Origin of the sequence: Streptomyces sp. SBT349 (assembly GCF_001083795.1) — a bacterium.
Lineage (GTDB): Bacteria > Actinomycetota > Actinomycetes > Streptomycetales > Streptomycetaceae > Streptomyces.
The window spans coordinates 26,464-35,466 of sequence record NZ_LAVK01000030.1 but is presented as its reverse complement, the minus strand read 5'-3'; the positions used below and the strand labels follow the sequence as shown (position 1 = coordinate 35,466).

Below are 9,003 nucleotides of genomic sequence, written 5' to 3'. Positions count from 1 at the left end.
GGGCGTAATCCGTGCGTCATGGTCGGCTCCTGGGGGGAGGCTGCTGACCAGTGACGCTACGAGGAGTGACACCATTGCTACAGGCGCGTAGCGTATTCGTTCATCACCGTAGGGTCCCCTAAGGAATACGCCCCGTATCCCTTACGCCGCAGCGAAGAACTGCGCCAGCCGCCGCTGGCGACCAGTGAGCCGCTTCCGCTTCTTCAGCAGATCTGCGAACACCTCGCTGGCCATCTGCTGATGCCGCAGCCAGTCCGGAGACTCGCCGTGGAGCGCAGCCAGAACGTCCTCAGCATCGCTGTCCTGACGCAACGCCACGTGCGCACGCGCCACGTCCAACAGGTGCCGGTGCCTCGTGTTCGACGTCGACGCGTCCGCCGCCGCGATCCGCTCGGACAGCCCGAGCACCCGATCAGGACGGTCCGCAATCATGTGGTTCTCAATCCCCTGGTATGCGGCGCTCAGGTGGTTGAACGCCCCCGACTTGTACCCGGCACCCCCGGTGCGCGGCCCGAGCGCCGAACCTGCCGCCCGCGCTACCTGGAGGATGTCCCGCGCCTCCTGCGGCCGGTTGTTCCGCGCTGCCGCGCCGGATGCCCGCACCAGCAGGCGCCCCCACACCGCCAGTTCATCCCGGGACGCCCGGGACAGCCGCGGTTCGATCGCCTCCGCCGTCGCCAGCGCCGACCGCTCGGCCTCATCCAGCCGCGCCTGACGCACCAACGCCCAGCCCTGAAGATCAACAGCCGCGGCCTCGGCCAGCACATCTCCGGCCGCCGCCGAGTCGCGCATCGCGTCCCGCAGCGCGAGCTGCGCGAGGTCGTACACCCTGATCTGCGTCAGCAGCCTGCCCGCCTGCTGAAGCGCGTCCGAGCGCAACCGCAGCGCGTCCGCGTGCTGCGGGCCGCCCTCGTAGTGGCGAACCGCCGTGTGGGCGGAGCGGATCAGCGGCGGCAGCATTCGGGAGGCCGTGATGTAGTCGTCGCGGTGGTACGCCTCATCCAGAGCGCGCGCGGTCACGCGCAGCTGCCCCAGGTCGGGCTCGACCTCCACCGTGTCCACGTGGAGGTGCCCGCCGGGCCCGAGCGGCGGCGCGACGGCTTGCCTCATCGGCAGCAGGTCGATGCGGTCATCGTCGGCGTGCTCGCGCCGCCGCGGACCGCCGGGCTCGAACAGTTCTGAGGTGCGGACGCGGAGGCCGCGGGCGAGCGCGTGATACGTCTCGATCCTGGCCGACCCGCCTTGCTCGATCTTCTTCACGGTGGGCAGGCTAAGGCCGGAGCGCTCGGCTGCCTCCTCTTGGGTGAGGCCGCGCAGGAGGCGGATCTCTCGCAGGCGGTCGCCGGGCACGGTAGAGTCAGGCATGTCGATCCCCGTCCTATCTGGTGCAGTTCGTCACTCGCCAGCATAGGACGGGGATTTGCTTCGCGCGCCCGAGTCGCCGGTGCCCACCCGCGGGCATGACGATGCGCCCCCGCCCGGCCGCCGTGAGGCAACCGTGCGGGGGCGTCGTCTACCGCTGTCGCCGGGGACCGGACGCACACCTAGACTCGAATCCATGTTCGACCTACCGCCGGAGGCCGCCGACCTCCACGTGATCGCGCGCTGGCTGGAGCACCGACTCGCCACCGTGCGCGCCGCCCTGGAGTCCGCCGAGGACCAGGCCGGGCCGCGGTGGTGGGTGCAGTGGATGCGACGCCCCGCCGGCGGCCCCCGCGAGGGTGTGCTGCACCGGCGGGGCTGCTGGGCACCTGGCGGACCCGAGCTGCATGCGGAGCAGGTGCGGGAGGTCGTGGAGCGGCCGGGGGTGACGATCGAGGAGTGCCCGGTGTGCCGGGCGGAGGCGCCGTAGTCAAGAGCCCTTGCACGATGCGCAACGCGGCGGGGACCTCGGTGGGGGTGGCGACACGCTACGCCCGTTCCGCCCGGGGAGCGCCGGTCGTGCGTCAGTCCGCCGGCAGCAGCCCGGCGTCCGCAGCGTCGAGCCACCGTGCCGTGTCCGCGGCCACTGCGAGCGACCCGCCGTCCGCCAGATCCAGCAACGCGGGCAGGGCCAGGGCGATGTCCTCCGCCGACCACGGCTCCCCCGGCCCGGACGGATCCCGCAGCACCGCCACCGCAGCCACCACGTCATCCAGCACCACCGTCTCGCGTGCGGCGAGTTGAGGGCTCATGGCCGCATGGTGGCACGTCGGGTGTGGGTGGGGCTACGGCGTCTGGGGCGGGCGCGGGAAGAACGCGTCAAGGAGCCGCTCGAGCGCTACCTGCTGCTCAAGCGTCAGCCCCTCCACGACCATTGCAAAGTCCCGCGCTTCCGCCGACTCGGGCCATGGTCGCTCGAGGCCGAAGTACTCAGCCGCGGCGGCATCCTGCATCCGCGAAAGCCGCAGCTCAAGCCCCAGAGCCAGCGCTCGGAGCTGAGCCAGGCTCGGCGGATTCACCGGCTCGCCATGCTCGAGCCTGTGTATCCAGCTCTGCTTCACCTGTGTCCCGGTCTCCGGGTCAATGGAGGCGTCGCTCAGTTTCTCGAGCGACAGGCGCAGCTGCTGGCGCCGAGTTCGCACTAGGTCGGAGAAGTGGGTGCGGGATTCCTTTTCACGCGCGCTCATGGCGACATCCTGCCCGTCACGCCAACCCCGCGGAGGCGTTGTCGTCCCACTCATCCGAGATGGTTATCCGATGTGAGGCGTCTTGCGGGAGGTCGGGAAAAGGAAGCCGTGCCGCGCTCCTGGAGGACGACACCGGGTCCTGCCCCCTTCGCGCGACGAACGCCCCGCCCCTGCCGAAGCAGGAGCGGGGCGTCAGCGTCGGGACTGGAGGAGCCGGGCGAGCTCGGCCAGGTCCGTCTTGCTGAGGTTGCGGCGCAGGGCCTTGGCGGCGGCCTCCGGCTTGTCGACCGGCACGCTGACCGTCCGACGACGGAACCCGGCTTTCACCATCGCGGCATGTGCCGACAGGTGCCCGGCCAGCACCTCGCCGTGAAGGTCCGGGCGGTCCTTTCTCAGACGGCGCAGGGCGGCAGTCCTCGTGGTGCCAGCCGGCGCAGAATCTTGTCTATTAGACAAGGTTTCTGGGCGTCCGGGGCGCCTCTGCATGGCCCGGTCGAAAAGGTCGAGTGTCACAGGGTCGCGCTGGATCAATCGTCGCACCATGTCGGGGTCAGCCCCGAGCCCTCTGCTCGGGGAGGTCCGGACGAAGTCCTCGACCTCGGCGTACATGACCAGCTCACCCCGGGGTGTGACGAACTCCTTCCACGCCTCCTCTTCCAGGATGCGTTTCAGCAGGCCGGGTACGTCCTGCAATGCGTTGCCGCCGCGGCGCAGAGAGGAGCCGAGGGCCTCGACCAGAACCGCGTTCGCCTTGGCCGACGTCACGAGTAGCTCCGGATCTTCTTCTCCAGCATCTCGATGCGGCGGTTCAGCGATTCCAGTGTGGCCTGGTCGATGGAGTCCTCGCCACAGAGGCGGTTCATCTCCGCGTGGATGTACGGATGCGGCTGCTGCGTCATCCGCGAGAGCCTGCCGACCATCCGCTTGATGACCCTGCGCGCGTCCGACTTCCTCTCAGTCAGCGACTGCTCGGCCTCGGGCGTAACCGGCGTCGGGATGGTCGCCGTCGTCAGCAGCTTTCCGCCCGTGGCCATGCGGATTGCCCGGGCCATCTGCGCATCGGTCATGCTCGGCGGAGCACCGACGGCCTGGGCGATGTTCTTCGCCCGGTTCAACTCGTCCTGGGTGAAGGACTGCCCACCGAAGACGGTGGAGTGGTGCAGCGCCTCCGAGGAGCCTATGGGCTGCACCAAGTCCAGCTCCAGGGTGCGCGGCTCCCCATCCTCCCCGGACTGCCGGGCGCGCTCGGCCTGCTCGCCGAGCACCGCATCGACGGTGCGCTCGATGTCCTGCGCGAACTTCAGCAGCGGCTGGACCGAGGGGATGAAGAGTGTCGCCGTGATCTCGTCCTCCGCCGAGCGTGTCCGCACGAAGCGGCCTACGACCTGCCGAAAGAACATCTCCGTCTTGATGCGGGAGGCGTAGACGCCAACGGCGAGGCGCGGGATGTCGACCCCCTCGGACACCATCTGCACGGCGACGATCCACTTCGAGGTGCCCTTGGCGAACCGGGCGATGTGCTGCGATGCCTCCGGCTCGTCGGAGATGGCCAGTGTGGTCTTCTCGCCCGTGATCTGGTCGAGCATGTCGGCGTACCGGCGCGCCTTGTACTGGTCGGCGGCCACGATCAGACCGCCGGCATCCGGAACTTCCTCGCGGAGGAGCGACAGCTCCTCATCGGCCCGACGCAGCACGGAGCCGATCCACTGGCCATCCGGGTCGAGCGCGGAACGGAGGGCGTTGATGAGCGTGGTCTCGTCCGTGTCGGCCAGGTCGGTGGAGACGATCGCCCCGGCGTCGCGCCAGCGAACGTTGCCGTCGAGGGCTGGGAAGGCGATCGGGCGCACGACGGTGCGGTCCGCCAGCGCGGTTCCGTAGTCGTAGTTGTAACTGGGCGTGCACTTGCGCCTCTCGTCGTAGGTGACGAAGGGGATGGCCTGGCGGTCGGAGCGGAAGGGGGTGCCCGAAAGCATGAGCCTGCGCATCGCGCCGCCGAACGCCTGCCGAAGGGCCGGCCCCCAAGAGAGGTTTTCGGCTTCGCCGGCGTGGTGAACTTCATCGAGGATGACGAGGGTGCGTTTGGCGGCCACCATGTGCTGCCAGAGCAACGGCTGGGCGGCGACCGTGGCGTAGGTGACGACGACCCCGTCGAAATCGCGAGCTACTGCAGACTGGGCGTTGGTGAACTTCCAGTCAAGCTGGATCCCTAGCTTGCTGGCAGCTTCGGACCATTGGCGGCGCAGGTGGGAAGTGGGGACGATGACGACGACTTTCTCGACGTCGGCGCGGCTGATGAGCTTCTGGGCGGCGACCAGCGCGAAGGTAGTCTTGCCGGCGCCCGGGGTGGCGACCGCGAGGAAGTCGTCGTTGTTCTTCAGGAGGCGGCCGAGTGCCTCCTCCTGCCAGTCCCGCAGTTCCATGTGCCAAGGGCCTTTCGTGAGGTTGCATCTCGGGCAGAGGGCCTGCCCGTTGGTGACGTCGGTGGGGCCGCCCGCCGAGTAGGGGGCGACGTGGTCGGCGTGCCAGGAAGGTTGTAGTTCGGCGCCGCATTCGGCGCACTTTCCGTCGGCAGCCAGGTAGAGGGCGACGCGTTCACTGGAGTTGAAGCGCCGCCGGGTTGGGTCCGGCGTCACCGGATGCAACCCACACGGGATCGGCACACCCGGCTGTTGACCCGGGCATGGCGATGAGTAGGGTTGTGCACGTGCATCAAGGCATCAGCTCCTTGTGTTCAACGCCCTCCGCGGACCGGCATCCGCGTGAGGGCGCACCCCTTCCAGGGGATTACGGGCCGAACATCTGATGGCCTGTTGGCCGATTACTCTACTCCGTTCCAGTGACGGCGAGTGACGCGCAAAGGCGAACACAACCGTTCCGAAACGGACATGCCTATGCGGCAGGACAACTCGTAGATCACAGAACGTGTCCACGCGGCGCGACGGCGCATGCGGCCATGACTGCCCGTATCCACCGCTGGTTCGAACCAGCAGAAACCCCGCCGCCAGCCGAAGCCGACGACGGGGGCGCACCTGGAAAACATCTCCTATCCCGCTACCACTGCCTGCGCGCCGGGTCGAGCGCTCCGAGGAGCCCGCCCTGCTGCGGGTCCTCCGGCACGCTGGCCGGGGCACACGCGTACTCCGTGGAGCCCTCGCTGACGGGCGCACACCGGTACGTCACACCGTCCGGCCCGGTCCATGACCAGCTGGTGGGCGCCGGACCAGCAGGCCCGGTGTCGCCCGCCGGCCCCTGCTCCCCGGCCGGTCCGGCGGGGCCTGGCTCGCCGGCGGCCCCGGGTGGGCCCGGCTCCCCAGCGGCGCCCGGTGTACCGGACGGGCCGTCCGAGCCGGCGGCGCCGGGGTTTCCAGGATCGCCCGGGTCCCCAGCCGGTCCGTCGTCTCCGTCCTCGCCGCCCGGTCCGCGCGGGCCCATCGGCCCCGAGTCCCCAGGCGGCCCCTGCTCCCCGGCCGCGCCAGCATCCCCTCGGCTGCCCGGTGGACCCGCCACCGGCTCCGCACCGAGATCCTGCACCTGCTCGGCCAGCGCGTCTCTCGCGGCGTTGGCCTGCTCCAGATCGTCCGCGAGTTGGGTCATCGTGATGACCACCCACGCCAGCATGGTGATACCGGCCAGCACGCCGAGCGCCGCGAGAAGATCCCCGCGGCGCCTCTCGCTCCGGGTCATGCGCCCGCCCCCCTGGCCCCCAGGTACACCTGGAGCAGAAGAAGAAGCACAGGAGCGACCAACGCGGTCAGCACGAGTCGGTGATCCGCCGCGCGGCGCCGGTCCCGCTCGGCCTGGGCCTGCTCGATCTCCGCTGCCCTCGCAGTCGTCGTAGCGATGTCTCTTTCGAGGGCCTTCATCCGCAGCTCGAACACGTCGCCGCTGACCTTGCCGTCGAGCCGCGTAGCGAGCTGGCTGAGATCCTCCTTGAGGTCCGCGTGCACGGCCGCCAAGCGGCGGGCCACCTCACCGAGAGTCGGCTCATCAGGCACAGATCACCGCCCAGGTCAGACGCGCGGCGCGGCCGACGCCGAGTTCGGATCGCCGAGCGCGCGGGCGGCGACGCCCTTCAGGAAGGAGCCGACCGCGGCGAGACCGGCCACACCGGCGCCCTCCCAGAAGCTCACGGTGAACATGTTGAACGGCTCGGCCGCGACGAACACGCCGCCGAGGGTGGTCACGAACGTGGCGGCGGTCCGCTCGGCCAGGTCGATGCCGAAGGTCCGCGCGGTGCGCGCGGAGGGGAAGTTGGCGGTCATGAGCAATCCTGTCTTTCGGCGGCGCGCTCAGCGAGCCAGCGCCGCACGGCCTGGTTGTGGCGGGCGTCCGCGAGCGCGTTGTGCTCGCCGCCCTGCTGCTTGGGCAGGTCGTCCCAGGACAGGCCGAGCCTGCGGGCCTCCTGCTGAATGTCGTGCGTGAACATCGGCACGCCCTCGGGGAGCGCGATCATCGGGCCCCACAGTTGCGCCAGCGCGACGTGGTCATAGGCGCCGTAGTTCGCCCACAACTCCACGTCCGGGCCCGCGGCCTGGATGAAGGCGGCGACGGCGCGGGCGATCTGCGCCCGGGGACGCACGTCCGGGTGGTCGAGGTCGAGCTGGTCCATCCCCCGCACGCCGGGCGGGTTCTTCGCGATGGGGAGCTGCGGCCAGACGTGCTCACGCAGCCACGGGTGCCGCCGCACTGCGGCCTGGTCGAACTCGGCGCTCACGGCGTACAGTTCGCGGCCGTCGTCGGCGACCATGCCGATGCTGATCAGCCCGATCGTCCGGCCATCCTCCAGGAACTCCAGGTCGTAGTCGATCGCCGTCACGGCCACACCTGCGCCTTCAGCTCGGCGCGCTCGATCGTCACCGGGCCGGGCCCGAAGTGGGCGAGCATCACCTTGACGCGGGCGCCGCGGGACACCTGCCCGCACAGCGGGAGCGCCGGGTAGGAGCCGCCCGCGGTGCCGGTGGCCTCCGCGATGGGCAGGCGCTTCTCGCCGTCCGGGCCGTCCTCGACGACGCGGACCTGCACCTCGACGCCCGGGGCGAGGCCGGACAGGCGCAGCTGGAGCACGCCGACGTACTGGGCGCCGTCTGCGGCGAACGACTGCGCGCCGTCGCCGTGCTGGCTGGCGCCGTCCGACCACTCCGTGTCCCACGGCAGGGACACCCAGGCCCCCGCGTCGCGGATCTCGATGGGCTCGGTCATGCCGAGCGCCAGGAACTTGGGCACTTCGTCCTCCTCGGGAGGGGCGGGGGTGGTGACGGGCTGACCGGAGCGGGCGACGATCCCCGGGAACACCACGCGCTCGAACTGCTCGATGCGGCGGGCGCCGGGGCAGGCCGTGCCCGAGGTCGACCAGCCGCGGTGCAGCCGGTGCCAGCCGAACCCCGGGTCGCTCGCCGAGCGGCAGATGTGCAGCGGGATGCCGTGGGTACGGTGCGCCCACGCCCCGAGGGCGATCAGCGCCTCGACCTGCTCGCCGGTCCACAGGTCGCTCGCGCTGGTGTTGCTGGCGGTCTCCACGCTGATCGCGCCGGTCCCGTCGGCCCGCCGGTTCGCCCCGGCGTTGGCATCCGCGCGGACGGTGGTCGGGAGGTACTGTCCGAGGTCACCGGAGTACCCCAGACCGAAGTGGCTTTCGAGGTTGGTCGAGTCGCGCCAGAACTCGTAGGTCCGCCGCGGCTCCCACGGCGCCACGATCGAGTGCACGATGAACTGCGTCGGCCGGATGGCGTCCTGCTGCCGCGCCTCCGGCAGCAGCTCCATCCGGGTCGCGCCCGGGTACCAGGCCATGGGGCCCCCTCTCTGGGCATAGATCAGCCCCGGGGCCGACGGCGCCGGGGCAGGGGTGGGTGCGGCCCTACGCGGGCCCCGCGTAGTAGATGGCGACGTGCGGTCTCGCCGAGCCGGTGGCCGTGGCGAGGCTGCCGGTGGCGTTGTGGAACGGAGCGAACTCGATGTGATCGCTCACCCCGTCGAACAGCACCGGCACGCTCCTCGCGCCGACGGTGACCGTGGTGTTCGCCGTGGCCGCCGCGACCGGTTTGGCCGTGCCTCCGATCGGCAAAGTGCCGTTGAACAGCCAGCTCGCGCCGCGCCAGGTGCCGGTCACGGAGCCCTCGAAACTCGTCTCGCCGGTGAGCTGATACCAACCCGCGATCGGCGGCGTGAAGTAGGTCGGCGTCGACGGGCTGTAGCCGCCGAGCAGGTCAACGATCAGGTTGTCCCACGACAAGGCGTTACCGCTGGCGCCTGCCGCGGTGCCGCTGGTGGTGATCGTCTGTGCCGCGTCCCTGCTGGCGAAGAACACCAACCGCCCGATCAGCAGCGCGCCGTTGAGCCTGTCAGCGGTGATGCGGGTTCCGGGCAGGAGGCCCGGCGGTGGGGTCGTCACGAACGC

General features: G+C 70.5%; 12 protein-coding genes. 1 reads left to right on the top strand and 11 read right to left on the bottom strand.

The window, feature by feature from the left end:
• Nucleotides 1-141: 141 nt before the first annotated feature.
• Nucleotides 142-1,365, bottom strand: a complete 1,224-nt coding sequence (locus ADY01_RS06270; protein WP_049566927.1) for a helix-turn-helix domain-containing protein — start codon at nucleotides 1,363-1,365, stop codon at nucleotides 142-144.
• 193 nt (nucleotides 1,366-1,558) lie between these two features.
• Between ADY01_RS06270 and ADY01_RS06265 the strand changes: the two genes are divergently transcribed.
• On the top strand, nucleotides 1,559-1,852 hold the full coding sequence (locus ADY01_RS06265) for a DUF6233 domain-containing protein (protein ID WP_049566924.1): 294 nt from the start codon (nucleotides 1,559-1,561) through the stop codon (nucleotides 1,850-1,852).
• A gap of 94 nt (nucleotides 1,853-1,946) precedes the next feature.
• Here the strand turns inward: ADY01_RS06265 and ADY01_RS06260 are convergent, their stop codons facing one another.
• The 10 genes from ADY01_RS06260 to ADY01_RS06215 form a co-directional block, all read right to left on the bottom strand.
• Nucleotides 1,947-2,174: a hypothetical protein gene (locus ADY01_RS06260; protein ID WP_049566919.1), complete on the bottom strand. Its 228-nt coding sequence runs from the start codon at nucleotides 2,172-2,174 to the stop codon at nucleotides 1,947-1,949.
• A 33-nt stretch (nucleotides 2,175-2,207) separates the two neighbouring features.
• Complete coding sequence (locus tag ADY01_RS06255) at nucleotides 2,208-2,609, bottom strand: helix-turn-helix domain-containing protein (RefSeq protein ID WP_049566916.1); 402 nt, start codon at nucleotides 2,607-2,609, stop codon at nucleotides 2,208-2,210.
• A 192-nt stretch (nucleotides 2,610-2,801) separates the two neighbouring features.
• Complete coding sequence (locus ADY01_RS06250; protein ID WP_049566912.1) at nucleotides 2,802-3,374, bottom strand: hypothetical protein; 573 nt, start codon at nucleotides 3,372-3,374, stop codon at nucleotides 2,802-2,804.
• A complete protein-coding gene (locus ADY01_RS06245; protein ID WP_159001004.1) occupies nucleotides 3,371-5,242 on the bottom strand; it encodes a DEAD/DEAH box helicase family protein in 1,872 nt (623 codons plus the stop codon). Before ADY01_RS06245 ends, ADY01_RS06250 begins: the two co-directional genes overlap by 4 nt.
• Nucleotides 5,243-5,660: 418 nt before the next feature.
• Nucleotides 5,661-6,293 carry a collagen-like protein gene (locus ADY01_RS35910; protein ID WP_053170565.1) on the bottom strand — a complete coding sequence of 211 codons (633 nt, stop codon included), beginning with the start codon at nucleotides 6,291-6,293 and terminating at the stop codon, nucleotides 5,661-5,663.
• A complete protein-coding gene (locus tag ADY01_RS06235) occupies nucleotides 6,290-6,556 on the bottom strand; it encodes a hypothetical protein (RefSeq protein WP_234320101.1) in 267 nt (88 codons plus the stop codon). Before ADY01_RS06235 ends, ADY01_RS35910 begins: the two co-directional genes overlap by 4 nt.
• 63 nt (nucleotides 6,557-6,619) lie before the next feature.
• A complete protein-coding gene (locus ADY01_RS06230) occupies nucleotides 6,620-6,871 on the bottom strand; it encodes a holin (RefSeq protein WP_049566900.1) in 252 nt (83 codons plus the stop codon).
• Complete coding sequence (locus ADY01_RS06225; RefSeq protein ID WP_049566949.1) at nucleotides 6,868-7,425, bottom strand: 3'-5' exoribonuclease domain-containing protein; 558 nt, start codon at nucleotides 7,423-7,425, stop codon at nucleotides 6,868-6,870. Before ADY01_RS06225 ends, ADY01_RS06230 begins: the two co-directional genes overlap by 4 nt.
• Nucleotides 7,422-8,396 carry an N-acetylmuramoyl-L-alanine amidase gene (locus ADY01_RS39680; RefSeq protein WP_053170562.1) on the bottom strand — a complete coding sequence of 325 codons (975 nt, stop codon included), beginning with the start codon at nucleotides 8,394-8,396 and terminating at the stop codon, nucleotides 7,422-7,424. The genes ADY01_RS06225 and ADY01_RS39680 overlap by 4 nt, the downstream gene beginning before the upstream one ends.
• A 67-nt stretch (nucleotides 8,397-8,463) precedes the next feature.
• Nucleotides 8,464-8,997: a hypothetical protein gene (locus ADY01_RS06215; protein ID WP_049566896.1), complete on the bottom strand. Its 534-nt coding sequence runs from the start codon at nucleotides 8,995-8,997 to the stop codon at nucleotides 8,464-8,466.
• Between the last annotated feature and the right edge of the window lie 6 nt (nucleotides 8,998-9,003).